The 25,949-nt window shown below is 39.5% G+C and carries 29 protein-coding genes; 2 read left to right on the forward strand and 27 right to left on the reverse strand.

Annotation, left to right across the window (positions count from 1 at the left end):
- Positions 1–458 precede the first annotated feature (458 nt).
- From ABD006_RS02190 to rpsU, 22 genes are all read right to left on the reverse strand, one after another.
- The gene (locus ABD006_RS02190) at positions 459–1,580 is read right to left on the reverse strand and encodes a Nif3-like dinuclear metal center hexameric protein (RefSeq protein WP_343837048.1); all 1,122 of its coding nucleotides are present in this window, start codon (positions 1,578–1,580) and stop codon (positions 459–461) included.
- The gene (locus ABD006_RS02195; protein WP_343837050.1) at positions 1,573–2,277 is read right to left on the reverse strand and encodes a tRNA (adenine(22)-N(1))-methyltransferase; all 705 of its coding nucleotides are present in this window, start codon (positions 2,275–2,277) and stop codon (positions 1,573–1,575) included. The genes ABD006_RS02190 and ABD006_RS02195 overlap by 8 nt, the downstream gene beginning before the upstream one ends.
- A 276-nt stretch (positions 2,278–2,553) precedes the next feature.
- A complete protein-coding gene (cccA, locus tag ABD006_RS02200; RefSeq protein ID WP_343837052.1) occupies positions 2,554–2,940 on the reverse strand; it encodes a cytochrome c550 in 387 nt (128 codons plus the stop codon).
- 113 nt (positions 2,941–3,053) lie between these two features.
- Positions 3,054–3,590, reverse strand: coding sequence for a hypothetical protein (locus ABD006_RS02205; protein WP_343837054.1), 537 nt, complete (start codon positions 3,588–3,590; stop codon positions 3,054–3,056).
- A gap of 99 nt (positions 3,591–3,689) precedes the next feature.
- Positions 3,690–4,808, reverse strand: a complete 1,119-nt coding sequence (gene rpoD / locus ABD006_RS02210) for an RNA polymerase sigma factor RpoD (protein ID WP_343837056.1) — start codon at positions 4,806–4,808, stop codon at positions 3,690–3,692.
- Positions 4,809–4,831: 23 nt separating this feature from the next.
- Complete coding sequence (dnaG, locus tag ABD006_RS02215) at positions 4,832–6,655, reverse strand: DNA primase (protein ID WP_343837059.1); 1,824 nt, start codon at positions 6,653–6,655, stop codon at positions 4,832–4,834.
- Positions 6,656–7,234: 579 nt separating this feature from the next.
- On the reverse strand, positions 7,235–8,053 hold the full coding sequence (locus ABD006_RS02220) for a pyruvate, water dikinase regulatory protein (RefSeq protein ID WP_425542171.1): 819 nt from the start codon (positions 8,051–8,053) through the stop codon (positions 7,235–7,237).
- 30 nt (positions 8,054–8,083) lie between these two features.
- Complete coding sequence (gene ccpN / locus ABD006_RS02225; protein WP_343837061.1) at positions 8,084–8,710, reverse strand: transcriptional regulator CcpN; 627 nt, start codon at positions 8,708–8,710, stop codon at positions 8,084–8,086.
- A gap of 156 nt (positions 8,711–8,866) precedes the next feature.
- Complete coding sequence (gene recO, locus ABD006_RS02230) at positions 8,867–9,604, reverse strand: DNA repair protein RecO (protein WP_343837063.1); 738 nt, start codon at positions 9,602–9,604, stop codon at positions 8,867–8,869.
- Between the two features lie 34 nt (positions 9,605–9,638).
- Positions 9,639–9,782 carry a YqzL family protein gene (locus ABD006_RS02235; RefSeq protein WP_343837066.1) on the reverse strand — a complete coding sequence of 48 codons (144 nt, stop codon included), beginning with the start codon at positions 9,780–9,782 and terminating at the stop codon, positions 9,639–9,641.
- 109 nt (positions 9,783–9,891) lie between these two features.
- Positions 9,892–10,800, reverse strand: a complete 909-nt coding sequence (gene era / locus ABD006_RS02240; protein ID WP_343837068.1) for a GTPase Era — start codon at positions 10,798–10,800, stop codon at positions 9,892–9,894.
- A 224-nt stretch (positions 10,801–11,024) separates the two neighbouring features.
- On the reverse strand, positions 11,025–11,405 hold the full coding sequence (locus ABD006_RS02245; RefSeq protein ID WP_343837071.1) for a diacylglycerol kinase family protein: 381 nt from the start codon (positions 11,403–11,405) through the stop codon (positions 11,025–11,027).
- A complete protein-coding gene (gene ybeY, locus ABD006_RS02250) occupies positions 11,380–11,847 on the reverse strand; it encodes an rRNA maturation RNase YbeY (protein ID WP_343837073.1) in 468 nt (155 codons plus the stop codon). The genes ABD006_RS02245 and ybeY overlap by 26 nt, the downstream gene beginning before the upstream one ends.
- Positions 11,848–13,983: an HD family phosphohydrolase gene (locus ABD006_RS02255; RefSeq protein WP_343837075.1), complete on the reverse strand. Its 2,136-nt coding sequence runs from the start codon at positions 13,981–13,983 to the stop codon at positions 11,848–11,850.
- Positions 13,984–14,045: 62 nt separating this feature from the next.
- Positions 14,046–15,017, reverse strand: a complete 972-nt coding sequence (locus tag ABD006_RS02260; RefSeq protein ID WP_343837078.1) for a PhoH family protein — start codon at positions 15,015–15,017, stop codon at positions 14,046–14,048.
- Positions 15,018–15,019: 2 nt separating this feature from the next.
- Positions 15,020–16,249, reverse strand: a complete 1,230-nt coding sequence (gene yqfD / locus ABD006_RS02265) for a sporulation protein YqfD (RefSeq protein WP_343837080.1) — start codon at positions 16,247–16,249, stop codon at positions 15,020–15,022.
- Between the two features lie 51 nt (positions 16,250–16,300).
- A complete protein-coding gene (yqfC, locus tag ABD006_RS02270; RefSeq protein WP_343837082.1) occupies positions 16,301–16,585 on the reverse strand; it encodes a sporulation protein YqfC in 285 nt (94 codons plus the stop codon).
- 85 nt (positions 16,586–16,670) lie between these two features.
- The gene (locus tag ABD006_RS02275) at positions 16,671–17,126 is read right to left on the reverse strand and encodes a hypothetical protein (RefSeq protein ID WP_343837084.1); all 456 of its coding nucleotides are present in this window, start codon (positions 17,124–17,126) and stop codon (positions 16,671–16,673) included.
- Positions 17,127–17,147: 21 nt separating this feature from the next.
- Positions 17,148–18,152, reverse strand: coding sequence for a flotillin-like protein FloA (floA, locus tag ABD006_RS02280; RefSeq protein WP_343837086.1), 1,005 nt, complete (start codon positions 18,150–18,152; stop codon positions 17,148–17,150).
- A 19-nt stretch (positions 18,153–18,171) separates the two neighbouring features.
- Positions 18,172–19,500, reverse strand: coding sequence for an NfeD family protein (locus ABD006_RS02285; protein WP_425542172.1), 1,329 nt, complete (start codon positions 19,498–19,500; stop codon positions 18,172–18,174).
- Positions 19,501–19,778: 278 nt separating this feature from the next.
- Positions 19,779–20,225 (reverse strand): GatB/YqeY domain-containing protein, encoded by a 447-nt coding sequence (locus tag ABD006_RS02290; protein WP_343837088.1) that lies wholly within the window; start codon positions 20,223–20,225, stop codon positions 19,779–19,781.
- A 15-nt stretch (positions 20,226–20,240) separates the two neighbouring features.
- On the reverse strand, positions 20,241–20,414 hold the full coding sequence (gene rpsU, locus ABD006_RS02295; RefSeq protein WP_343837090.1) for a 30S ribosomal protein S21: 174 nt from the start codon (positions 20,412–20,414) through the stop codon (positions 20,241–20,243).
- Positions 20,415–20,608: 194 nt separating this feature from the next.
- Here rpsU and ABD006_RS02300 point away from each other — a divergent pair, with 194 nt between their 5' ends.
- Entirely contained in the window at positions 20,609–21,535 is a 927-nt protein-coding gene (locus tag ABD006_RS02300; RefSeq protein WP_343837093.1) for a Na/Pi symporter, read from the forward strand.
- Between the two features lie 58 nt (positions 21,536–21,593).
- Complete coding sequence (locus ABD006_RS02305; protein ID WP_343837095.1) at positions 21,594–21,749, forward strand: hypothetical protein; 156 nt, start codon at positions 21,594–21,596, stop codon at positions 21,747–21,749.
- A 242-nt stretch (positions 21,750–21,991) separates the two neighbouring features.
- Here ABD006_RS02305 and deoC read toward each other — a convergent pair whose 3' ends face one another.
- The 5 genes from deoC to ABD006_RS02330 all read right to left on the reverse strand — a co-directional run bounded on the left by deoC (position 21,992) and on the right by ABD006_RS02330 (position 25,879).
- Positions 21,992–22,663, reverse strand: a complete 672-nt coding sequence (gene deoC / locus ABD006_RS02310; protein ID WP_343837097.1) for a deoxyribose-phosphate aldolase — start codon at positions 22,661–22,663, stop codon at positions 21,992–21,994.
- 101 nt (positions 22,664–22,764) lie between these two features.
- Positions 22,765–23,394: a YpjP family protein gene (locus ABD006_RS02315; protein WP_343837099.1), complete on the reverse strand. Its 630-nt coding sequence runs from the start codon at positions 23,392–23,394 to the stop codon at positions 22,765–22,767.
- 130 nt (positions 23,395–23,524) lie between these two features.
- Positions 23,525–24,259, reverse strand: coding sequence for an ABC transporter permease (locus tag ABD006_RS02320; RefSeq protein ID WP_343837102.1), 735 nt, complete (start codon positions 24,257–24,259; stop codon positions 23,525–23,527).
- A 1-nt stretch (position 24,260) separates the two neighbouring features.
- The gene (locus ABD006_RS02325) at positions 24,261–24,971 is read right to left on the reverse strand and encodes an ABC transporter permease (protein WP_343837105.1); all 711 of its coding nucleotides are present in this window, start codon (positions 24,969–24,971) and stop codon (positions 24,261–24,263) included.
- Positions 24,971–25,879, reverse strand: a complete 909-nt coding sequence (locus ABD006_RS02330; RefSeq protein WP_343837108.1) for an ABC transporter ATP-binding protein — start codon at positions 25,877–25,879, stop codon at positions 24,971–24,973. Before ABD006_RS02330 ends, ABD006_RS02325 begins: the two co-directional genes overlap by 1 nt.
- Positions 25,880–25,949 lie beyond the last annotated feature (70 nt).

Consider the following 25,949-nt stretch of genomic DNA (forward strand, 5'->3'; position numbering starts at 1 on the left):
ATCCGAATTATGTTAGGTGTAGCACCCATCGCTACGGAAATATACTTCGCTTTCACCCAAGGGCACAAGTGCGACATCTACTCAAGCTCCCAAAGGTAGTTTTCGTAGTGTCTTCTTTGCCGTGAGCGGCTGGTGAGCCTCCTCGCGCTATCGCGCTTGTCCAGTTACGGCTCCCAGGCCCAAGCAGTCATAAGCAGAATCCACTACGTGACAAAAAGCGTGTCACTTCATGGATTCTGCTTATGCTGTCGGGCCTAAACGGTCGCCTTCACTTTTTCTTTGCGGGGTCTCACCTAGGCCTTCCTCCCACGACGAACAGGCGTTCAAGTGTCGGTGTCGGCACAGGACGTGCCGCTCTTAACCGAACAGGAGTCTACGTATATTTCCTCCGCTAGGCTATTATATAATTCGGTTTATGGACAAGCAAATTAGTTATGACCCGGCCTCATTCATATAATTTATAAAAATTGGAAGGGTTCTGTATTTGCTGTAGAAGCAATAATTTCCACATCCTTATTATCCTTCTGACATTGCTCTTCCAAATAATTTTTCACACCATTTTTCATAACCTTTTCCACATGATGACCCGGGTCAATCACATTAAGTCCTATCCCCATTGCATCATGGGCGGTATGATAATAAAGGTCTCCTGTTATAAAAACGTCAGCACCTTTTCTTTTTACCTGGGTAAGAAATTTATTTCCGTCCCCGCCAATGATTCCCACGGTCCGGATTGATTTATTCAGATCACCAACCACCCGTAAAGCTGGAACATCAAAGGATTTTTTTACATGTTCAGCAAATTCTTTTAAAGTCATCTTCTCGTCTAAGGTTCCGATTCTTCCTAAGCCAAATGATGACCCTTCGTTTTCCAATGGATATAGATCATAAGCCATTTCTTCATAAGGATGTGCTTCTTCAGCCTCTCGCAGGACTTGAGTGAGCAAATGCTTCGGAACAATCGTCTCCATCCGAACTTCATCAACCTTCTCAAGCTCACCCTGGCTGCCTATGTATGGATTGGTTCCTTCAAGAGGTTTAAAGGTACCCTGTCCCTGAGTCTGGAATGTACAGTGGCTGTATAGGCCAATATGACCTGCCCCACTGTTTCCCAGAGCCTCCCGGACTTCTTCCTGATGAGATTCAGGAACAAATACAACAAATTTATACAATTCCTCTTTCCCCATTTCAATCAATACGTCACGTTCCTTTATCCCAAGTTCGTCCATAAGCATGTCATTCATGCCACCATTGGCGATATCAAGATTAGTATGGGCAACATAGACCGTAATATCGTGTTTCATTAATTTTCCAAGTATCCGTCCCTTTTCATCATCCTGGGTTACCTTTTTCAATGGCTTAAAAATAAAAGGATGATGAGCAAAAATAAAATCTACATTTTTTTCAATAGCTTCATCCACTACATTTTCCAGGACATCAAGCGTGACCATCACTTTACGGATCTTCTTATTCAATGTCCCCACATGCAGACCAATTTTATCACCTTCCATGGCTAAAGACTTAGGTGCCCAGTGTTCAAACATTTTCACCAATTCCTGAGCCGTTAGCGTTTTATTCATTTTTTAAAACCTCCTTTAACCAGTTCATTTGTTGTTCAAATTCAGCTATCTTCTCTTCATCAGGCTGTGAAGCATTTTTCATTTGAGCAATAATCTGCTTTTTTCTTTCCAGTACATGCTCCCACTTTTTGATAAAGGCCTGATTTTTGTCCTGCAAATTAAATGGACCAAAATAATATTCCTTTTCAGTTATTTCCTTTGTTACCAGATCAGGCTGATAATCGGCAATTAATATCTCATAGAAACGCCCATCCTCTTCCATAACCTCCTCAGCCGACAGAACAAATGAATGAGCATGAAACCATTTTCGGATATACCTCGCATTAATATTGGGCTGAGCAATAATTCGGTTAACACCGGCAAGTTTTTCTTTTCCATTTTCCAAAATATTCGTGATTAGAGTCCCCCCCATTCCAGCAATCACAATCTGTTCTGCTTCATTGGGCTCCAGAACCGATAAACCATCGCCCTGACGTACGTGTATTCGGTCCGATAAATTCCACTTTTCCACCTGTTCATAGGCCCTCTGATAAGGTCCCTGATTAATTTCCCCGGCTATAGCTCTCGCCTTTGAATCATGTAAGCAGACATAGCAGGGTAAATAGGCATGATCTGAACCAATATCAGCAAATAAGGGCTGTTCCGGTAAATAATTTGTGATTGATTTTAAACGATTTGATAATTGAAGCTCAGCCATTAAGATTTATCCTCACTTTTCGTGTGATGTTTTTGTTATTTATCACGCATTAACTGGACGTAATACCCCCACTCAAGTCTTGAGGGTAACCCAACAAGACTAAGTAGGGTTAAACCGCAAGTAAATTACTGATAAGTTCAACTAACCATCAGTGGGGGATGTGAACCCCCCCACTGATGGAAGTTTCACTTTATGTATTTTATCCAATAAGAAAAGCTTTCTACAAGTTAGAAAGCTTTTCTTCCATCACCCAGTAAAAATCACCTGGATGAACTATTATTTCTTTTCAGCTAACCATTCAGAAATTTTAGTTGCCTCTTCAGGTTCAACTAATCCTCCAGGCATTCCACCATCTGTACCATCATTAATAATTTCCTCTATCTCAGACGCTGAATATTTGCTGCCTACAGTTTGTAAAGAAGGGGCAGCACCCGTTCCGGCAAGATCAGCACCATGACAGGATGCGCATGTGTTTTGAAAAATATCTTCCGGTTTCGCATCTGTCGTTTCTCCGCCGCCTTCAGCCTGTTGTTCGGTTGAATCTCCTTTTTCACCTTTACCAGCTTCATCCATCTGGTTTACACCTACACCCGATAAAATAATCATAGCCACAATTCCTAAAGCTGCAATAATCCCAAAAGGTATTACTGGATTTTTTTTCATTATTTATTTCCTCCTTATGTAATCCCCTCTGCTCGTTAATATTGTTAAGTATATACAGACTATACATATTTTACTTGAAAAACCCTTTATAGGAAAGGGGTAAAAATGAAAATTTATTGAAATATAGAGAATCCGACAAACATGACATTCACAAGACTGCAGACGATAAGATATTTATATTTATAAATTAAACCAGCCTTAAGCCAAATCAGGCCATTTAAAAAAATCGTTAAATATACCCAAAAGTCAGAAATGGCTAGTTCACTGATTATGGATACAGATATTATCAGAAGAATAAGGAGACTGGAGACTAAGGCCACATGGGCATATTCCAAGTTCCTGGTTTTAAAAGCTGTAAAGTGAAATAGTCCAATAAGAATAAACAAAAGAGCTATACCTATTTGCAATACAAGCACAAATTCAGTAAAATGAGTGATAAGAATTGAAAACGGTATCAGAGAAAGTAAAAAAACAGAGTCAATCGTAAGCCATAATTTTTTCTTATTGCCAGCTTTAGATGACTCATTTTCAAATCCATTTCCTTCTGTATACAATGCGAGAAGAAAATCACAGTAGACACTCGGTAATAGACGTTTATCTTTCCAGTATTGAATCTCTTTTACAATGACAGATTTACGTTCAGTATTCATAGCCCCACCTCTTAGTCGAAAAAACAAAACATGAACAGTCGCTATCACGCAGTGGAAATAACGACTGAACATATACACCATGGCTCATATCATAATTTGTTAATCAAGGAAATCCTTCAGACGCTTACTGCGACTTGGATGACGCAGCTTACGTAATGCTTTGGCCTCAATTTGACGAATGCGCTCGCGTGTTACACCAAACACCTTACCTACTTCTTCAAGGGTCCGTGTACGGCCATCGTCAAGTCCGAAACGAAGACGCAGTACATTTTCTTCACGATCTGTCAGTGTATCCAGGACATCCTCTAATTGTTCTTTTAACAATTCATATGCAGCGTGATCGGATGGGGATTGGGCCTCCTGATCTTCAATAAAGTCTCCTAAATGTGAATCATCTTCCTCACCAATTGGAGTCTCTAATGAAACAGGTTCCTGGGCTATCTTCAGAATTTCACGTACTTTATCCGGTGTTAAATCCATCTCTTCTGCAATTTCTTCCGGAGTTGGCTCACGACCAAGATCCTGTAGCAATTGCCTTTGGACACGAATTAATTTGTTTATCGTTTCAACCATGTGCACTGGGATTCTAATGGTTCGCGCCTGATCGGCAATTGCTCTTGTAATAGCCTGACGAATCCACCACGTAGCATACGTACTGAATTTAAAGCCTTTACGATAATCAAATTTTTCAACAGCCTTAATAAGACCCATGTTTCCTTCCTGGATTAAGTCAAGGAAAAGCATGCCCCGGCCTACATATCTCTTTGCAATACTTACAACAAGTCGCAGGTTCGCCTCGGCAAGACGGCGTTTCGCTTCAAATTCACCTTGTTCTATTCTCGTGGCAAGGTCAATCTCGTCTTCAGCAGACAGCAAGTCTACACGTCCAATTTCTTTTAAGTACATCCTGACAGGATCATTAATTTTCACCCCAGGCGGTACACTTAAATCATTTAAGTCAAATTCTTCTTCCTTTGCAATCTGCTGCATATTTGGATCTTCTTCATTATCACCAATGACCTCTACGCCCTGGTCATTTAAATGCTCATAAAATTCATCCATTTGATTTGAATCTAATTCGAAGGAAGATAGACGATCCGCTACTTCCTCATAAGCAAGGACGCCGCGTTTTTTACCCATGTCCACCAATTGTTCTTTCACTTGGTCAAGGGTCAGGTCCTGCTCTGTATCTTTTGCACGAGATGGCTTCTCTGCCATAGTACCCCTCCTTACAAACAACTTCACCTATGCTTAGCTTTTTTCCATTCCTTTTTCAAATTAAGAATGTTCATGGCAATCTTTGCGGCGGTAACCGGATCATTTCTCCGTTCCGCTTCTTTTTGCTCTAACTCGAGCGTCTGTATGGTATTCTTTTTATGCCTCTCACTCTTAATTGTATAAATATAATCCTCTATTTCCATGTCAGTAACCTCATCAGGAACTGTCTGCATGGCCAGCTGTGCTGTCAAATCCTTCAAATTTGACTCAGGGAGATATTCCATGAATAAACTTACATCAGGTTCATGACCTTCCTCATAGAAGGCATAAAGGTATGTGACTAATACCTGGTGCTCAGTGATTAAGAAGGTACCCCCAAGCTCCTGTTGAACTTTTTCGGCAATATTCCGATTGTTAAGCATCAGCGAAATCAAATGACGTTCAGCATTTTGAAATGCAGGAAGCAGTTTACTCTCCTTATAGGTATTTTTCCTATTGTTAGTATGGCTTTTCGTTTGTTGATTATCCTTATATTTATCGAACTTCCTTCGTCGATATGCAATTTCCTGCTGCAATGCCTCTTTGGAAATATCAAATCGATCTCCTAATTCATTTAAGTAATGGTCGATTTCAAACGGCTTTCGCAGTTTTGCAATCTCATCTAATGCTCTTTCAATATATTGCATACTTTCGCTTTCGATCTGAAGGTTGTAATCTCTTTTCAGATAATCCAGATAAAACGTCATGTATGTTATACTTGCCCCAATTACATGGTCACGGAATGAATCACCGCCATATTTTTTTATATAGTCATCCGGGTCCATTCCCTGTTTTAACTGTGCAATTTTAACATAACATCCTGCGTTTTGTAAGATATTTGCTGCTTTTCTGGTGGCTTCTATACCTGCAGAGTCTGCATCATAGCAAATCACCACACGATCAGCATATCTCCGTAGAAGTCTTGCCTGGGACTCGGTTAAGGAAGTCCCTAAAGATGCGATGCCATTATCTATCCCGGCCTGGGATGCTGAAATTACATCCATATAGCCTTCAAATAGAACAGCTTCCCCGGATTTCCGGATCGCATGACGGGCTAAATCAAAATTGTAAAATACATTCCCTTTATGAAAAATACCGGTCTCAGGACTATTTAAATATTTCGGTTCACCCTGGTAAATCATTCTTCCACCAAATGCAACCGTCTTTCCCTGATGATTCCGGATAGGAAAAATTACTCTTCCATGAAATTTGTCTATATATTTATTTTCTCGATGATCGGCCAATAACCCTGCTTTTATCATGGATTGTAAAGAAAAACCTTTTTTCTCAAGAAATGAGGCTGTAAAGTTTTCGATATCAGGTGCAAATCCAAGTTGAAATTGGTCGATGGTTTCATCACTAATCCCGCGTTTTTTTAGATATTCAAGCCCATCCTTTCCTTCTTTTGTATGCTTAAGCAAATGATGGTATAATTTCATTAACCATTCATGAGCCTCAAGCATATTCTGGTCTTCATGACTTAAAGATGAATTCTGATTAGCTGATATCTGATTCGGAACAGGTTTCCCTGTATTTTCAGCTAACCTGGAAATTGCATCAAAAAATGAAATACCTTCCAATTCCATTAAAAAGGTGATGACATTTCCACCTTTACCACAACCAAAGCAACGAAAAATCTGTTTATCAGGTGATACGGTAAAGGATGGTGTTTTTTCACTATGAAAAGGACATAACCCTAAATAGTTACGTCCTCTTCTTTTTAGCTGGACAAACTCGCTGACGATTTCAACTACATCGGTTTCGGATTTTATTTCTTCAATAAATTCTTCTGGAATTTGTTCTGGCATTTCCATCACCATTTTTTTAGATTCTGGATATTTTATAAAAATCCTTCATAAATCGACAGGAATTTTATAAAAATCCGTAAAAAGTCTGTTTTGTTATAAATTGAACAAGTGGGTAAAATAAGGAATATGGTTTATGTATTGATTCATATTGGTAAAAAAGAAGACGTTCATACCAAATTATACTTCGACAAAATGACGTTCATTCCTTCTTTTAAAAGAACAAAAAGTTATTTTTATTTTTGACCTGATATTCTAAACCTACTTCCATTTTTACCACAGATAGAACATTATAATACATAATGTGTAAAATTGCTATTATTTTATCCTATTTTTACACAATCCAACCTATGCCAGTGATTGGAAAAAAGAAGCCTACTCTCCGCAATTCTCAGTAATGCCGTCGGGCCTGAACAGTCGCCTCCGCTTTTCTCTGTCCAGCTGCGGCTCTTAGGTCAAGGCGGATATAAGCCGAAGCCATTCCGTGGCCGAACCCATGCCACTTCATGTCTTCGTCTTATCCCGCATGACCTGAACAGTCGCCTCCGCTTTTCTAATAAAAAAGCCTGTAAGATTGAGATCTTACAAGCCTTCGGTGGATTGATTCTTCATTAAATTTTGGACTAAATTAGCTGTTTCCTCTACTGCTTTACTTGAGACGTCAATCGTCCTGCAGCCAAGTTTTTCAACAATATTATTAAAGTAATTTAATTCCTGTTTAATTCTTTCCATATTTGCGTAATTGGCAGTAGAGTTTAAGCCTAATGCTTTTAACCGCTCCTTGCGAATATGGTTCAGTTTTTCGGGATTAATTTTAAGTGCAATACATTTAGAAGGATTAATACGAAATAGTTCTTCAGGCGGTTCTACTTCCGGGACGATAGGAACATTGGCTACTTTAAATTTTTTATGGGCCAGAAACTGAGATAGTGGTGTTTTGGAAGTTCGTGAAACACCAATTAATACGATATCGGCTAATAGAATCCCCCGTGGATCGCGGCCATCATCATATTTAACTGCGAATTCAACAGCTTCAATCCGCTTAAAATAGTCCTCGTCCAGTTTATGTACAAGACCCGGCTCCAATTTCGGCTCACGGCTTAAATGCTTTTTCATCGCATCGATCATAGGCCCCATAATATCAACAGCGGTAATCCCGGCTTCTTCTGTTTTCTTTCGGATAAATTCGCGATATTCCGGTTTCACAAGTGTATAGGCCATCATGGACTGATTTGACTTTGCCAGTTCAATGGTCTCCAGAATTGTGCCCTCATCGTCAACATAAGGAATGCGCTGAATTCTAAAATTCCCATTATTAAACTGACTTAAACTGGCTTTGACGACTAACTCTGCTGTTTCACCAACGGAATCAGATACTACATATACAATCGGTTTCTGCACAATAACTCCTCCCTACCATCATGGTTACCTTTATAGATCATCCCGGACTAATCCGACCAGCACCTTCGTCATATTTGTCTTTGTAATCCGCCCTACAACTTCCAGTCCGTTTTCCTTTTCCTGGACAACAGGTAAACTGTCAATTTGTTTTTCGATTAATTGCTGTGCTGCTTCAAGCAACAAATCCTCTTTTGTACAAACCGTTATATTTGGCATACGCGTCATAATGATATGTACAGGAATTTCCGATAGATCCTGATTTCCCATACTTGCCCGAATTAAATCTTTTCGTGATAAAACGCCGACAAGATAAGATTGATTATTTACGACAAATAACGTTCCTACATCCTCAAGGAACATCGTTGTAATTGCGTCATAGACAGAAACATCTTCCGTCACGACAACGGGAATGGATTGAAATTCCTTCACCTTGAATTTTTTCAGCTTCTCCGTTAACAGCTCTGAGCCTGTTTTTCCTGTGTAAAAATAACCAACTCTCGGCCTTGCATCCAGAAAGCCGGCCATCGTTAATATAGCCAGGTCCGGTCTTAGCGTAGCTCTCGTTAAACTCAGCCGATCAGCAATATTTTCTCCCGTTATAGGTCCATTTTCTTTTACAATTTCGATAATTTGTTCCTGACGATCGGATAGCTCCATCCTCTCACCACCTTTGCCTAAAACAAAGAAGCTTTCTCCATTAAGGAAATACAGCTCCGGATTATGATGTTACCACAATAAAAAATTAGTGTGTCACTTTGAGAATATTATATCTTATTTTACATTTCACGACAAAAATAATGAAACAGGGACAATTTAAAATTTGTCCAGCTGTTTCAAAAATTTTCTCGACTTTATATAGAAGCCACCATAGTAATCATAATAATCATCTAAAATTTGTCGCAATTTTCTCCGATTCTCTTCTTTAATGGAAATCTTACCAATCCTTTCCACCTTAACATACCGGATGGTGCGTAAAAGTTTAAACAATGCTTCATTTAAATGTAACGCGTGACCATCTATATGGGCACATGCAGTACAAAGAAACCCGCCTTCAGCAACAGAAAAATGGGTGATTCCCTCTGTTCTTCCGCAACTCACACACTGATTAAGTTCAGGGGCAAAACCACCTTTTTCAAATACCTTTAATTCATAAATCATGGCAATAACTTCAGGATTCTCTTCAGTTTGGAGGCGTTCAAAAGTATGTATGAACTGATCATAAAGAAACAGATCAGGAGAATGATTTTCTAAAACCTTATCTGTCAATTCAGCTAAATAAGCGGCATATGCGGTCTTAACAATATTCTCACGTATCTGCCGCATAAAATGAGTGATTTCCCCCTGATAAAGCGTCCCCAGATTCCTTCCGGGCTGAATAAGAAACTCACCATAAACAAATGGCTGCGTAATAGCAGCCATTTGACTTTTTGGCTTTTTTGCCCCTTTTGCCATCAATCCAATTTTTCCTTTTTCTCTGGTAAAAAGGGTTACAATTTTATGTGATTCTCCATAATCCTGCGTACGAATGACGATACCCTCTATTTTTTCCATATCTTTCACCTTATCTTTTATAAACGAGCGTTAACTATAAATTTGAGTCAAATTCCATAGCATCCTGTTCTTCTTCGGATTCCGGTATTTCCTTATAGGTATTTTCCAACTCCTTCATAAGTAAATAGGTTTCAATATTACCTGTCTGACTGAATAGTTTCCATGTAAGATCAATCATTCGAAACCCACCTTTCTGTTTTCTCAATATAAAATTGAAAAAACTGCTTTACTTATAGGTTGACCACGTCCTAAAGGTTCATGAGTTTTAATATTTTCCATGCATATCATTAATAGTCATCTTCATTGAAACCATATTCACGTAATTGTGTCATACGATTTCTCCAGTCCTTTTGCACCTTCACCCACAAATCCAGATAAATTTTGGATCCAAGTAAGGATTCTATGTCTTTCCTGGCTAATTGTCCGATTTCCTTGAGCATCTTGCCCTGCTTTCCAATAATAATCCCTTTTTGAGAAGGACGCTCAGTAATAATGGAAGCCTGAACATAAACCGCTTTATTTTGATCTCTCACTTCCATATTATCCAGTATCACCGCAATAGAATGAGGCACTTCCTCTCTTGTCAGCTGCAGAACCTTTTCCCTGATTAATTCACTAATAATAAAGCGTTCCGGGTGATCGGTGATTTGATCTTCCGGGTAATACTGTGGTCCTTCAGGCAGGTACGTCTTCATTACATTCATTAAATGATCCACATTATTCCCCTCTAAAGCCGAAATGGGAATAATTTCAGCAAAATCCAGTTTGGTTCGATATTCTTCAATTAATGGCAGCAAATGATCAGGGTGAATCTGATCAATTTTGTTGATGACCAGAAATACTGGCTGTTTGATTGACTGGAGTCTGTCCAGAATATATTGATCACCTGCACCATAGCCTTCTTCAGCATTAATCATAAACATAACCATATCTACTTCATTTAACGTCTGTTCGGCTGTTTTTACCATGAAATCACCGAGCTTATGCTTCGGTTTATGAATTCCTGGCGTATCAATAAAAATCATTTGAGCATCATGATCTGTAAGTACTCCCTGAATTTTATTTCGTGTTGTCTGTGGTTTATCACTCATTATTGCAATTTTTTGACCAATGACGTGATTCATAAAAGTTGATTTTCCAACATTCGGTCTTCCTACAATAGCAATAAAACCAGAACGAAAGGATTGATTGTCCATATACTGTTTCCTCCATAGGTGTATTTGCTTGTACAAGATTAGCTTATACGATTTACTGTATCTTTACGAATCGCCGAAATTCCTTTTTCTTATCTTCATTCTACAACAAATTGATGTGAATTTCATACAAACGACAAAATCTCTCGAAACTAGCGGTATAATAAACTGAAATAAAAAAATTCGACAAAGAACAAAAACATGCCTGGGTTGCAAACAGACATGTTTTAAAACAGGTTTATGATTTTAGGCACAAAGATGAACAATCCAACAAAAACGGCAAACAGAGCGGATAAAAGAACGGCAGCTGCTGATATGTCTTTTGCTTTGGCCGCCACATCATGATAGTGGGGAAATAAATAATCCACAATAGCTTCTATGGCAGAATTCAGGGTCTCAAGTATTAAAACCAGACCAATACATACACCTGTCCATAGCCATTCAGACATAGAAAGATTAAGCAGAATCCCAAAGAAGACAACCAGTCCGGATATAAATATATGGATACGGAAATTTTTTTCTGATGTCCAGACCCGTCTCAGTCCCATAAAAGCATACTTGAATCCTATTCCTTTTTTACGCTTATTTCCGTTTAAGTCCGAATTCATTCAAATAATCCTCTTGTTTTCCGAACATTTCCTTTTCATCCTCGGGCTCCATGTGATCATAGCCAAGCAGGTGTAAAAAGCCATGAACAGCGAGAAAGCCAAGCTCCCTCTCAAATGAATGTCCATACTCCCCAGCCTGTTCGGTAATCTTATCGACTGATATGATGATATCTCCCAGAATAAGAGGAGCGTCATCTCCTACAATTTCGATTTCATCCTCCCCCTCATCCTGCATAGCAAAAGAAATGACATCTGTTGCATAATCATTTCCCCTGTAATCACGATTAATCTCCCTGATATTTTCATTATCGACGAATGTAACGGACATCTCTGCCTGTTCGGAAATCTCCTCCTGTTTAGCTGAAAACTCCAAAAGACGAGTCACTAAATTCTTATGGTCTTCTTTTATCGTATTCGTTTTATCAAATAAATCAAGTTGCATCTACTTGTCCTCCCTTGCTGCTACTTCCGGATATTTTATGCGTGAGTGAAAAATTCCCTTTAAAACTTCATAAATGGCAATTTCAATCCTATGTAAATCTTTAAATGTCAGTGGACTGTCGTTTAACTGATTATCCATGAGCTTATCCTGAATAATGGATTTTACGATTTCTTCTATTTTAACCATTGAAGGCTCATTTATTGAACGAACGGCTGCTTCAACAGAATCACATATACAAATAATTGCTGCTTCCTTTGTTTGAGGCTTTGGTCCTGGATAACGATAATCCGATTCTTTCGTATCCTCATCCATCTCTTTAGCTTTATAATAAAAATATTTTAACAAACTTTTTCCATGGTGCTGCTCAGCGATATGAATGATTTCCTCAGGCATTTTCTGCTTTCTTAACAGATGGGCTCCATCATAAGGATGACGAATGATAATATGCGCACTATCCTCTGGTTTCAGGTAATCATGCGGGTTCCTTTCTCCCATTTGATTCTCAATAAAATAGCTTGGATTTACCGTCTTGCCAAGATCATGATAATAGGAAGCAACTCTCGCCAGTAAACCATTGGCCCCAACCGCTTCACAGGCAGCTTCACTTAAGTTGGCCACCATAACACTGTGGTGATACGTTCCTGGAGCCTCAATCAATATTTTACGTAACAATGGATGATTAGGGTTCGATAGCTGCAACAGCTTGGATTCCGTTAATATATTCAGTCCTGTTTCAAAAATCGGCATAAGTCCCAAAGTCAGGACTGTGGATAGGAATGCTGATGAAAACCCAAAGCCAATCAATGTTAAGAAGGATTTCCACTCTATTGGATTGAATGAAATGAACTGGAAAAATGAAATGACAAAGACATTAGCGACTAATAAACCCAGTCCTGTTTTTAATATTTCGCCCTTTTCCTTAAAGTTCTGAAATAAATAAATACCTGTTAATTGTGATATAAGCAGATATAATCCAGCTTTTACATTTAGGTAACCCGGCATATGAAAGTTAAACAGGATCGACCCTAAAATAGCGAAGATAACTGCCAGCATAATGGCCATACGGTCACTGATTAACCATTTCACGATCATAACGCCCACAGCTGCCGGTATAGCCAAAAATAATTGTGTATCATTTGAATCAAACAGACTAAACACCTTCATCATGGCTACGGTCCCTATGCTAATGAGAAAAATGATAAAAACGTCATTCCGGCGCCAAACGTTTTGCCTATACCATTCCATGAATAACAAGCTGCACAATATCAAAATAAGCAATGCAAGACCTATATACGGAAGAAGATTACGATCATTTTTCAGGACGCCTACAAGCATTAAATCATCGTAAATCTCATTGGTAATGATTTCACCCTTTTCCACCAGCTTCTCTCCAGCACGAATCATTACCGGTTCGACATTACTTGCGGCCTTTTGCCTCTGTTCTGCGGTTTTTTCGGCGTCAAAAAAAGAATTTTCAACAATAGCAAATTCAGCAATTTCATTTAGAGCTGTTTTGATTGAATTGGAAAATTCCTCATACATAATTTGCCGGTTCATCTCAATTTGCTTCTGATTTAGATTCGAGCTCCTTACACCGGACTCCAAAATGCTGCGGACCTGTTTGTTCAAAAATTCCTGTGCTTTCTTACGCTGATCAGTTTCCATCCCTATAATCGCAGCCAGACTGGTCGAATTAATATTTTTCAGAATCGTGTCCGAAAGCAAAGATTCATATTCCATCAAAAGATTTTCACTGTCTTCAGATGTACCTTTTCCCCCATCTGTTTGCTCTTCGGCTGCATTTTGATTAACACGAGCGGCTGCATCAAAGATTTCATTAATGTATTCCAGCCGTTCTTCAGTTACATTATCTGAGATTGTGTATTGTTCTTCAACTGCCTGCACAGAGCGCTGAATTTTCGCTTCCGTTTCCTTTTGATCTTCCACGGTTACTGGAGAATAAATGGTATCCTTCGCTTCTGTAAATCGCTCTATTTCATAGGATTGAGGCTGAACATTCGATGAAGCCATGACAAAGAAACATACACCTGTCAAAAGGACACATAAGACCATCCAGACAAGCGGACTCTTCATTAAGGTTTGATCTTGGATACTTCTTAAGAACTTTCTTTTCATATTCCCCTACTCCCGTATGTGAAAGCTTTATTTATATAGAAATAAGACCCTGAAAATGGGTCTTACCTGCCGGATTTATCCTGCTCATCATATGCATCAATAATTTTCTGTACCAAAGGATGCCTTACTACATCCGATTGTTTCAAGTGCGTAAAGGCAATTCCCCTCACAGCATTCAAACGATCCTCAGCCACTTTTAATCCGGAACGAACCCCTTTAGGCAGATCAATTTGTGTAATGTCGCCATTAATAATCATCTTAGAGCCAAAGCCTAACCGGGTTAAAAACATTTTCATCTGTTCCGGTGTAGTATTTTGCGCCTCATCAAGGATAACAAAGGCATCATCAAGTGTTCTTCCGCGCATATAAGCGAGTGGAGCCACTTCAATGGTTCCTCTTTCCATTAACCGCACTGTATGCTCGGTTCCCATCACATCATGTAATGCATCATATAAGGGTCTTAAATATGGATCCACCTTCTCCTTCAAATCACCTGGCAGAAAACCAAGGCTTTCCCCGGCTTCAACAGCGGGACGGGTTAAAATGACACGTTTCACCTCACCGTTACGTAAGGCTTGTACAGCCATTACCACAGCTAAATACGTTTTTCCCGTACCTGCAGGACCAATACCAAATACCATATCATTGGTTTTAATAGAAGATATATATTCCCGTTGACCCAGTGTTTTCACACGGATGGGCTTCCCCTTGGCATTTTTTGTTAAAACGTCCTCAAACAATGCCTCAAAATTTTGTATTTCTCCAGACTTTGCTAATTCAATTCCATAAATAATATCCCGCTCGGAAATGGTAATCCCTTTCCGAATAATGTGAAGAACAGCATGAAGTACTTCTTCAACGATTTTTACATGATCTTCATTTCCTGATACCTGTACCGTTTGACCACGTGTAACGATAGTCACAGGAAGGAATTCTTCAATCTGTTTTAAGTTTCGATCCTCTGTCCCAAACAATGACAGAGCTTCATCAGGGGAAGCTAATTCTATATCAATGGTTTTCAAATCTTCTTGCATATCTATTCTCCTTGATCTATTGGTTGAGGTTTAGCAATATTTTCCCTTACTGTAAATAATAACTCTAGTTTAACTTTACCATTCTCTACAGATTGGTGCAAAATTTCTTCGTCAATGATTTCAGCATCATGATTGGTATGTCTTTTAATTTCTCTTTTAGCCTGAGCGATTCCTTCTGAGATTGCTTCATGCTTACTTCTTTCTCCTCTGATTTTTTCTTTCTCATGAATGGTTTTCTGCTCAATGGAAAATGGTAATTTATAATTTAAAAAATATAATGGCTTCTCATTTTTTTCCACATGGGTATCATCATAGTCAGGTGGAATGAATTCCCAAATCGGAAGCGCAAAATTTCCAATCTTCAACTTGTAATGCTGATCTTTTTCTCCGGTTAGCGTCTGATGCTGATAGCTTAATGGGACGGTTGTTTCCGTAGTGTACCAGGTTTCAGCAATAACAGACCCTTCCGCATGAATACCATGTTGTTTGCTCTCTTGTTCCTCTTCGTCACTCTCATTATCTTCATTTCCTATCCCTTCTCTAATTAAGCCGGAAACGAGGATATCCCCTTTTTGCACTTTTTCATACACAGAGACCTGGGGATCCCCCTTTTCAATTAGCATTTCCAATATAGTACCATCTTTACTCGCTACCAGATGCTGAGGGCCTTTTTCCTGTTCTTCATTTGCCTGTGAATTCTCCACCCCTTGTACAATATAAGTTGTCCCTTTTTGTTCGATACCAATCCACATAACATCCTTAAGTTCATTAGTGATGGTACGCTCAATGTCATCAACAGATTGAAAGCTGAATTTAAAAACTCCGCGTTTTAAACCGTAGTCATCGAGTCTCTCCTGAATCTTGTATTCAACTTCCGGTGAAACTCCAACAATTTTTACCTGCCACACCATATTTGAAAGAACCATGATGCAAAATAATCCTAAAAATAAACCAATAACAAGAGGTTTACGAATTTTGAGATGAGCAAGCCAAAAAGGCAGACCGAATTTTTCTTTGAAGGATATTTTAAATCCCATTTGCCTGCGGATCTTTCTGATTATGGACAGACTTTTTAAATAAACCTTGAACTCATAGGTATCCTCGTCCAACTTTCGAATATCCCACATGGGGATATGCTCGCGCATACATCGATTTAAAAATAGTTCAGGCTTTTTTCCCCTCACCTGCAAGGTTATGTATCCTTTTAGAAATAGACCTTCTTTCTCCTTCATGTTATCGCCCCTTAAATCTTTTCATCACTTTTCATAAATAAAGAAACTGAATCAGCTATCCTCCAGATACTGAACTTCCCTAATTTTACCTTCAACGATAATTTCCTCCTGAAGCATTGTCTTCAGCACAAAATTATCTCCTATCACTCGTACATAGCCTTGCTTCATTCTCAAAAGGATTTCATTTTCAGAAAATGTTACGAGGCCATGATGATTTTCAATATAAGCATGGATTTGGCCTATCGTTGTGATTCTTGGTAAGTCCAGCAAAACATCCTCCGGGAGATTAAAATAGTTAACGACCCATTGTTTTAATTGACCTCGCCACTTTTTCATCTAAACAGCCCCCTCCCTGAATATATATGTATGAAAAAAGCACGGAATGTATCACTACATTCCGTGCTTTAAGTAAAGGAAACTGTTATTTTCGATATTGATTAGGCCGGTATGGCTTATGCGCCCGGGGCGAACCCAGAACCTCACTCATAATGATACTTTCAGCCAGCCTTTTCTGATTCAATTGCTCTTTCATGGAAATCGGACTTTTTATTGGGAGAGATTTTTTCCCCTTTCCCGGTGAACGTGGCCGGGTCTGAGGTCTATTGACAGGATTTCCTTTCGTAATATCATCATCCATAAAAACAGGACGACCTTCACTGGGATCAGGATGTTGATTCTGTTCACGAATATCCTCTGCCCGTGGAGATTGTTCTTCCCTGATTTCCTTCTCTGGTGAGGGATGACTGCTAACTGTCGGCTCAGGTCCGGATGGAGTCGGAGAAGGTTTTGCCACCGGCTTTGATTTCTGTTCATCCCGTCCTGTAAGAAAGCTAATGACACCAAAGATAATGGCACCAATAATCGCGATTAAATCCATAATATCCCCCCTAACCGATGATTACTCCTTCTTATTCTTTCCAGGGTCCTCATCTTCCTGTTCGCTTAATTTTCCGATCATATCACGCATATCTGTATCAGCCATAATATTCTTCAGGTTCTGGTAATCCATCACACCAATATTTCCTGAACGCAGAGCTTCTGCCATCGCCTGTGGAACTTCTGCTTCAGCTTCCACAACTTTCGCCTGCATTTCCTGTACGCGGGCAACCATTTCCTGCTCTTGTGCAACAGCCATAGCACGGCGTTCCTCAGCTTTCGCCTGTGCAATGTTCTTATCAGCTTCTGCCTGATCCGTTTGTAAGGAAGCACCGATGTTTTTCCCGATGTCAATATCTGCAATATCAATCGACAGAATTTCAAATGCAGTACCGGCATCCAGTCCCTTGGTTAAAACGGTCTGAGAGATGGAATCCGGATTTTCCAATACTTCTGTATGTTTATCTGAACTACCAATGGTGGAAACAATACCTTCACCTACACGGGCGATTACCGTATCTTCTCCGGCACCACCAACCAGGCGATCGATATTAGCTCTGACTGTAATTCTTGCTTTTGCTTTTACTTCAATTCCATCCATTGCAATACCGGCAATAAATGGCGTTTCGATAACCTTAGGATTTACACTCATTTGAACCGCATCAAGTACGTCACGACCGGCTAAATCAATAGCGGCACAACGCTCAAAGCTTAATTCAATATTAGCTCTTTGGGCCGCGATGAGTGCGTTGACAACACGGTCCACATTACCACCAGCTAAATAGTGACTTTCCAGCTGGTTTGTATTCACATCTACGCCCGCTTTATGCGCTTTAATTAACGGATTAATTACCATTCTTGGTACAACGCGACGTAACCGCATACCAACCAGTGAAAAGATGTTAATCCTCACACCTGCTGCTATCGCACTAATCCAGAGCGTAACTGGAATAAATGTAAATAATACGATAATAGCAATAATTACAATACCTACACCTAGTATCGGCATTAAAGTTGCCATATCCATAAATAGTTCCTCCTTGTATCTATTCATTTTCTCTTACGACAATTCGTGAGCCTTCTACTTTCACAATTTTAACATTTTTATCCTTTTCAATATACCCCCCCTCCGAAACAACATCTAACCTTTCATCCTCAAAAACGGCTGTGCCCGATGGCCGAAGCGGGGTCAAAGCTTTCCCTATAAGACCGATTAGTTCAAGCCGGTTTTCAGTGGATACATATCCCTGCTCTTTCGTTGTAGCATCACTTAAAATGATGTTTCTGAATATTCCTTTCTCAAGGCCTACCCGCTTAAACAAAATGACGGACACAATCATGGAGACAAGCAAAGCAATGGCTATACTCATTCCCATATGACCCGGATCTGCACCGGACATAAATAACGCGGCTATGATGGCCACTGTTCCGGCGATCCCTAAAACGCCTCCCGGAACAAACAGCTCCAGTACGATACAAATCAGACCTGCCACCAGTAAGATGATGGCTTCCATACCTGCTAAACCTGCGATCATATGACCATAAAAGAACAGAATAAGGGATAGAAGCCCAATGGATCCCGGGATACCAAAGCCCGGGGAATATAATTCAACAATTAGTCCTAAGCTGGCCAGCGAAAGGAGGATGGGTACAACAACAGGATTTGTGATAAACCGGGCTACATTTTCCGCAAACGTCGGTTCAATCGTTTCCACTTTTGCTTTTTCCAAATTTAACTGACTCAGAAGCTCCGTACGATCTTCTGCAATTCCTTCCGCATACTCAACCTCTACGGCTTCATCCGCCCTTAACGTTAAAAATTCTCCTTCAGGTGCACGATACTCTGGTAAATCAATGGAAGCATCAGCCATGGCTCTTGCATAGAGAGGGTTTCGGTTATTATGTTCAGCAGCAGCTGTTATATCAGCTATCCAGGCTGATTGTGCCTTTTTATCAGCAGCCGTACCATCCGAGTTAATCACTCCGGATGCACCCATTGTAGCTGTAGGCTTCATATAAATTTGCCCAGCATTCAAAGCAATATAAGAACCCGCTGATAAGGCTTCATTTAATACATAAGCTGTATTCGGGATTTCGAGGTTTAATAAAAGATCAGCTATCTCACCTGCTGCATCAACAGCACCGCCTGGTGTATTAATTTCAAAAATAATATGGTCGGCTCCATTTTCCTTTGCCTCTGTTATACTTCTTTCCAGAAATGCTGCCAGGCCCCGCTCAACTTCATTTTCTACCGGTACCACGTATACCAGATCCCCTTGTCCGGTTTCTTCTGCAAATGATGCTTGCAAGGGAACCAGAAGAAGGATGAGTCCTATGAAAAAGAGTAAGCCCTTTCTTCTTTTAAAATTGGCCAACTCTTGCCCTCCTTTCTTTGCCTTATAAAAGATTTACGATTGACTTAAAAATTGGTTTCAAAAAAGATACAGGAAATTCTTTAGATCATCGAAAACTTGCTTTTCTGCTCGAATGATAACGAACGTATATGTATTGTTCCTCCATAAACTGAAGCTGTAACAACAATATCAGAATCCATTTCAGCTTCATACTCAGCCTATAAAAAAAGGTTGCCATAGGCAACCTTTTTTATCCGACCTCATTTTTCTGAGACAGAAATTTTTATATACTTTCTGATTTAAGATAAATATTTCATAACGAGTTGATTCACTTTTGAGCCGTCAGCTTTTCCTTTCACTTTCGGCATCAAAGCTCCCATTACTTTTCCCATGTCGGATTTTGATTCTGCTCCGACAGTCTTTATTGTATCTTTCACTAACTCAGTCAATTCTTCATCAGATAACTGTTCAGGCATGTATTTTTGTAAAACACTCAGCTCATCATTTATCTTTTCAACTAAGTCTTCACGGCCGGCGTTCTTGAATTCCTGGAGGGAATCATTTCTTTGCTTTAACTCGCGCGATAAAACAGACATTTCTTCTTCTTCTGTCAATTGGTCTTTTCCCAATTTTATCGCTTCATTCTGAATGGAAGCTTTTACCATGCGGATAACACTTAAAGCTTGTTTATCCTTGCTTTTCATTGCTTCTTTCATATCATTATTAAGACGATCAAGCAAAGTCACTTATTTACACCCTCTTTATTTTTTACGCTTCCTGGCAGCCTCTGATTTCTTTTTTCTTCTTACACTTGGCTTCTCGTAGAATTCACGCTTGCGGTACTCTGATAAAGTTCCGCTTTTAGAAACCGAGCGTTTAAAGCGACGAAGTGCATCTTCAAGAGACTCATTTTTACGTACGCGAGTATTTGACATGCTTTTTTCCCTCCCTCCAACTACACAAACAGATCATGATATGTACCAGGGTGATACACATCTCCTTGTATTATATTAGAATATAGGATTATGGTCAACTTTATCTTTCCTAAATTCATGATTTTACTCCGTATAAAATAAAAATCGGGCATGAAAGTTCAACTTGTCCATAAAATGTATTGAGGTGAACAGATGTGGAAAGTATCGTGACCATGTTTATTGTCTATATATGGATCTTTTTATTTGGACTATTTATCTTAAAAACAGGTATCCAGCAAATTTCCTACCATAAAATGAAAATGTGGATTAAAAAATATACCTCAAATCCAATAAAAGGATTTTTGATTGGTGTAGTAATAACAGCTATTTTACAAAGCAGTTCCACAACCATTGTTATTATTGTCAGTCTTACATCACTAGGGCTGCTGTATTTTCCAAATGCGATCGCCATTATACTTGGGGCCAACGTTGGCACAACCCTCACAGCCGAGCTTCTGTCTTTTTCAAACTTCTGGCTCATGTGGATTCTATTAATCAGTGGTTTTATTCTTTTATGCATTCATAAACAACGAATCTTTTCCATCGGATGCATGTTATTTGGATTAGGAACAATATTCACTGCCTTATATGGATTTGAAAGTTTAGCAGAGCCCATCCGTCAGACTCCTTACATGGAAGAGGGCTTGTACGACATTAGCAGAGAGACAACCTATAGTATTCTGTTCGGCATGGTTGTAACCGGAATTACTCAGTCATCAAGTGCATTTACCGGTATGATCATGAGTTTTATGAATCAGGAGTTATTGTCACTGCCAAGTGCTATTGCCATGGTACTGGGAGCAAATATTGGGACATGCTTTACTGCGCTGCTTGCAGCGATTGGAAGTAAAATGGAAGGGAAATGGACAGCCTATGCTCATTTATGGGTCAATATTCTGGGCGTTCTATTTTTCATCCCGTTTATAAATTGGTTAGGCGATTTCGTCAGCCACCTGTCGGCAATACCAGGAAGACAACTGGCGCATGCCTCGGTTATTTTTAATCTTATTATAAGCAGTTTCTTCCTGCTGTTCATTAAGCCATTGTCTGCCTTTATTAAAATGACAAGCAGAAAAGCTTAATGTTGAAGCAGATTTTTAGAGTGGGAGTCTTGTTTTGTTAACATAAAAGACGAATTTTGTGTTTAATCCGTCTGTTTGGCGGATTTATCCGTCTGTTTTTGGCCGGAATCAATCAAATGAAGGATTTTATCAACTGGCGGAGTTCGGGGGAGGAGAGTATCTGTCTGCGGGAGCGATGAATCTGTCGTTTTTTATCGGATATCAGGCTGTTTGATCCATATATCCATCAGTAATCATATTCTATCGGTCAAATTGCAAATGTTATCCACCAAGTCAGGATATATCCGTCAAAAGCTTCCGTTTATCAATTAAATTCCTTATTCAATCCCTCGAAATTACTAAGCCATCCGTCTAATCTACCAATCCATCCGCCGTAGCCTCAATGATACGTGGAGTAGGAGAAAAGCCATTAAAAAAAGCCCCTGTCTACTATACAAGGGCTTTTCTCCAACAATGTTAATAAGCTTCGGTTCCTTCTTCACCTGACACAATAGCTACACCTGCACTTGCACCGATACGGGTGGCGCCTGCTTCAATCATATCATTTGTGGCTTTCCCATCACGGACACCACCTGAAGCTTTTACTCCCATATCCGGGCCAACGGTTTTCCGCATTAATGCTACATCTTCAACCGTTGCTCCTCCGCCTGAAAAGCCGGTGGATGTTTTAACAAAGTCAGCACCAGCTTGTTTGGCAATCTCACAGGCCAGCACTTTTTCATCGTTGGTTAATAGGGATGTTTCAATAATTACTTTAACAAGCGCTTTTCCTTTCGCCTCGTTTACAACCGCTTCGATATCCTTTTTAACAGTCTCACGATCACCATCTTTAAGGGCTCCTACATTGATGACCATATCAACTTCTTCAGCCCCATTTTCAATGGCATTTTTTGATTCAAAAGTCTTTACTGCTGTGGTTGTTGCCCCTAAAGGGAACCCAATAACTGTACATACTTTAACTGGTGTATCCTTTAATTTTTCATAGCAATAAGATACCCAATATGGATTCACACAAACAGAAGCAAATTCATAGGTGGCAGCTTCTTCACAAATCTGATCAATTTTCTCCTGCTGTGTTTCCGGCTTCAATTGTGTGTGATCAATTTTTTTTGCTAATTCCTTGTTCATATCTTTCACCTGCTTAAATAAAATTTTATCTGCCTCTTATGATAACATTCCCTGTATATGAATGCTATTTAACACTTTAACGAAAAAAATGGATGCCTGTTTTAAGACATCCATCTTGGAGGAGTATTCTTATCATAATAGATTTCACCGATGTTATGATGCTTTTCAAATTGGTCCTCTTTTAAATGATAGTGAAAATTAAACCAATATCCTTCATGAGGGCGATTTTCCCTTCTCACATCAAACCGGGCAATCTCAGTGTTTGTCCGAACATCATATAAAACAAATATCTTCTCACCATAGCCACTCACAGCTTCCTCGGAAACTCCATAATAACGAATATCCTGTTCATTTATGTTTTTTAATAGAGTATGAATAGCCCTCTCTATGTTTGGGAGAATTTCCGTAATAAACTCATCCTCAACCTGATCCATAATTTTCGGCCCAAGCTTGGCTTTCGTTTGTTCCTTGGCAATTTCAGTAAGTGCTGATTGCGTTGTATGGTGATCATCTGCTTGGGGAACAGGGATCTTGCTTAAATCGAAGTAGTCATTGATTTCATGGGTGATCGTATCGTTTTCTGTCTGAGTATCATTATTTGATTTCGTCTTTGAGGAATCAACCTCTTCACTCTCCGCTGCATCGGCTTCCAGCAAGGCGGGCGGAGTGTACATTCCTAACGTTAATATCGTTATCGCAATTAATAGAAATTTCTTTATCTCGGGTTTCATAGTAAATTTCCCCTTTATCAGATCCTTCTTTTATTTTACCATGATTGAGATAAATGTCTATGAAGCAATCGTAACATGTTCATTACAATTTCTTTTCATAGAATAAAAATACTGGCATAAGTAAGATTTTTTATACAACTTTTCTCTGAAAGTAAATCAGGCCTCCAACGAAAAACAGTAAGAAGCTTCCCCCTACTATAGTGAGAACCTGTTCCCACGGGACAAAAAATACAGCATCTGTTCCCCCGCCGGCATACATCATCAGAAATGGCTGTCCCCATGGATAGACAGGCCCAAATGTTTTTGAATTCACCGCTAAAATCGCCGGTAAAGTAAAAATAACATTCACGGTAAAAGGAGCTGCAAAGCTTTTCCACATCATGGACATCCAGAGCTGCAAAGCAACTAATGGAAAAGTAGCAACCCAACCGCCCAATATACTTTTCCATACAATCGTCATTGGAAATGGATCCGTAATTCCCTTAATTGTTCCAACCAAATAAAGAGAACCCAGAAATAACAATTGAATAAAAAATACAAGACTCATGATCAGTAAAAATTTAGCAATATAGACACGGCCTCTTGTTACAGGCAATGATAACAGCTGCTTCCATCCACCTTCCTGATGTTCGTATCTGCAAATAAATCCGGCAAGTACACCCGTAACTAATGGAAGAAACAGCAATGCATACGTCAGTGTCATCGCCATTAAACTGGCATACCATCCGTTTATTTCCCCCATTCCATCAGCCAGACCTGACGACAATCCAGCAAACAATCCAACTAAGGGAGCTGCCAATATAATAAAACCTATTTTGGATTTTCTGAGCTTATACCATTCAGACCGGAGAATCGAATAGAGCATATTACTTCACATCCCTTCTGGCAAAATCCATCATTCCTGCCATATAAAGCAGAAATCCAACGCTTATTCCAAGCCAGACATTTATCATCGGATCATTCCAATGGTTATTTAAAGAAGGCCATTTCCAGATCACCCAGTCCGGGAGCACATAGGCAGAATAAGCTAAAATCGTTCCTAAAACACCTGCAGTAATCGGCAGTCCCTGATTGGTACTGACCGTTGCAATCCAAAGATGCAGGGCAAGAACGGGTAATGCTGCAAAAAAAGGCAAGAAGCTGGACTTTAATATTTCCACCCATGGAACCTGATCACCCAAGTCCAGAAACAGCCCATAAGCCAATGTAAATACAGCTAGCAGAAACGTTGATAGAAACAATAGTGTGGCCAGCACTGTGAATTTTGATAAATAAACACTCATTTTTGAAACAGGTAAAGCAAGCAGTTGTTTCCATGCATTGGTTTCATTTTCGACACTGGCCGTAAAAGACGTTAGAATCGCAATCCCTAACACAAGTGCCAGCGGGGTAAACACGCTAACATTGCCCATATAGTAGAGCCAATCATTCTCACTCTGCTTTAATAAATAATCCTTGCGCAACCCATAGTTCACCATCTGTAAGGCTACAACACCAAAGGGGCCTAAAAAGGTTAAAAACCAGAATCCTTTTCTTCTTATCTTCATGAAATCAACCATCAACAGCTTACCGATCATTAGGCATCCTCCTTTGACGTCATCTGAAGGAAAATATCCTCTAATGATCGTTTTTCCTCTTCCACACGATAAAGCGAATAACCTTCCTGTACGAGGGAATGAACCACACGGGCAACTTGTTTATCAGTATGGTCATCCAGATAGATGATACCGTCCTGGAAATCAGCCTTTTCTCCTTTGGCCGCTAAAAATTGATAGGCATGATGACTATCATTTACTTTCAGGCTAATCCTCTGTTGAGCATGCTCCCTCATCGCTTCGATCGTATCCTGAAAGATCATTTTTCCTTTAGAGATAATTCCTGCAGAAGTTGCAATCTGATCAATTTCTGACAGCAAATGACTGGATATAAGAACGGTCATTCCATACTCAGCTGGTAATCGTTTAATTAAATCCCTCATTTCAATAATTCCGGATGGATCAAGCCCATTAGTAGGTTCATCTAAAATTAACAGCTTCGGGTGGTTCAATAGAGCAGCTGCAATTCCAAGTCTCTGCTTCATCCCGAGTGAATAACCTTTCACTTTTTTATGAGCAACATCTTTTAATTTAACAATCTCCAAAACTTCATTCATTCGATATTTCGGAACGCCTACAATTTTCCGAAGAGCCTCTAAATTTTCATAACCTGTTAAATGGGGATAATAAGAAGGGCTTTCTACCAGCGAACCTATTCCTTTTAGAATATTTATTTTCTCCTTGTTTAAGTCCTGACCAAAAATCTTCACAGATCCTGATGAAGGTTTCATTAGTCCCAACAGCATCCGTATCGTGGTTGTTTTTCCTGCTCCATTTGGTCCTAAAAAGCCGTAAATTTCCCCCTTTGGTATTTTCATTTCCAAATTCTCTACGGCGGTTTCACTGCTAAACCGTTTCGTTAACCCTTTTGTCTCCAAAATATAATCCATTAACCTCACCTCACATCTATCATAAATAACAAAGGTTAAAATCCGGTATCACCAAAGGTTAAAATTCGTT

It is taken from the genome of Salinibacillus aidingensis (genome assembly GCF_039522525.1).
Taxonomy (GTDB): domain Bacteria; phylum Bacillota; class Bacilli; order Bacillales; family Alkalibacillaceae; genus Salinibacillus; species Salinibacillus aidingensis.

Excerpts from the sequence above, each read along its gene's own strand:
- ABD006_RS02190 (WP_343837048.1), bottom strand. The coding sequence starts at position 1,580 with ATGAATAAAACGCTAACGGCTCAGGAATTGGTGAAAATGTTTGAACAC.
- ABD006_RS02195 (WP_343837050.1), bottom strand. The coding sequence starts at position 2,277 with ATGGCTGAGCTTCAATTATCAAATCGTTTAAAATCAATCACAAATTAT.
- cccA (WP_343837052.1), bottom strand. The coding sequence starts at position 2,940 with ATGAAAAAAAATCCAGTAATACCTTTTGGGATTATTGCAGCTTTAGGA.
- ABD006_RS02205 (WP_343837054.1), bottom strand. The coding sequence starts at position 3,590 with ATGAATACTGAACGTAAATCTGTCATTGTAAAAGAGATTCAATACTGG.
- rpoD (WP_343837056.1), bottom strand. The coding sequence starts at position 4,808 with ATGGCAGAGAAGCCATCTCGTGCAAAAGATACAGAGCAGGACCTGACC.
- dnaG (WP_343837059.1), bottom strand. The coding sequence starts at position 6,655 with ATGCCAGAACAAATTCCAGAAGAATTTATTGAAGAAATAAAATCCGAA.
- ccpN (WP_343837061.1), bottom strand. The coding sequence starts at position 8,710 with ATGGAGCTATCCGATCGTCAGGAACAAATTATCGAAATTGTAAAAGAA.
- recO (WP_343837063.1), bottom strand. The coding sequence starts at position 9,604 with ATGGAAAAAATAGAGGGTATCGTCATTCGTACGCAGGATTATGGAGAA.
- ABD006_RS02235 (WP_343837066.1), bottom strand. The coding sequence starts at position 9,782 with ATGATTGATCTTACATGGAAACTATTCAGTCAGACAGGTAATATTGAA.
- era (WP_343837068.1), bottom strand. The coding sequence starts at position 10,800 with ATGGACAATCAATCCTTTCGTTCTGGTTTTATTGCTATTGTAGGAAGA.
- ABD006_RS02245 (WP_343837071.1), bottom strand. The coding sequence starts at position 11,405 with ATGAATTCGGACTTAAACGGAAATAAGCGTAAAAAAGGAATAGGATTC.
- ybeY (WP_343837073.1), bottom strand. The coding sequence starts at position 11,847 with ATGCAACTTGATTTATTTGATAAAACGAATACGATAAAAGAAGACCAT.
- ABD006_RS02255 (WP_343837075.1), bottom strand. The coding sequence starts at position 13,983 with ATGAAAAGAAAGTTCTTAAGAAGTATCCAAGATCAAACCTTAATGAAG.
- ABD006_RS02260 (WP_343837078.1), bottom strand. The coding sequence starts at position 15,017 with ATGCAAGAAGATTTGAAAACCATTGATATAGAATTAGCTTCCCCTGAT.
- yqfD (WP_343837080.1), bottom strand. The coding sequence starts at position 16,249 with ATGAAGGAGAAAGAAGGTCTATTTCTAAAAGGATACATAACCTTGCAG.
- yqfC (WP_343837082.1), bottom strand. The coding sequence starts at position 16,585 with ATGAAAAAGTGGCGAGGTCAATTAAAACAATGGGTCGTTAACTATTTT.
- ABD006_RS02275 (WP_343837084.1), bottom strand. The coding sequence starts at position 17,126 with ATGGATTTAATCGCGATTATTGGTGCCATTATCTTTGGTGTCATTAGC.
- floA (WP_343837086.1), bottom strand. The coding sequence starts at position 18,152 with ATGGATATGGCAACTTTAATGCCGATACTAGGTGTAGGTATTGTAATT.
- rpsU (WP_343837090.1), bottom strand. The coding sequence starts at position 20,414 with ATGTCAAATACTCGCGTACGTAAAAATGAGTCTCTTGAAGATGCACTT.
- deoC (WP_343837097.1), bottom strand. The coding sequence starts at position 22,663 with ATGAACAAGGAATTAGCAAAAAAAATTGATCACACACAATTGAAGCCG.
- ABD006_RS02315 (WP_343837099.1), bottom strand. The coding sequence starts at position 23,394 with ATGAAACCCGAGATAAAGAAATTTCTATTAATTGCGATAACGATATTA.
- ABD006_RS02320 (WP_343837102.1), bottom strand. The coding sequence starts at position 24,259 with ATGCTCTATTCGATTCTCCGGTCTGAATGGTATAAGCTCAGAAAATCC.
- ABD006_RS02325 (WP_343837105.1), bottom strand. The coding sequence starts at position 24,971 with ATGATCGGTAAGCTGTTGATGGTTGATTTCATGAAGATAAGAAGAAAA.
- ABD006_RS02330 (WP_343837108.1), bottom strand. The coding sequence starts at position 25,879 with ATGGATTATATTTTGGAGACAAAAGGGTTAACGAAACGGTTTAGCAGT.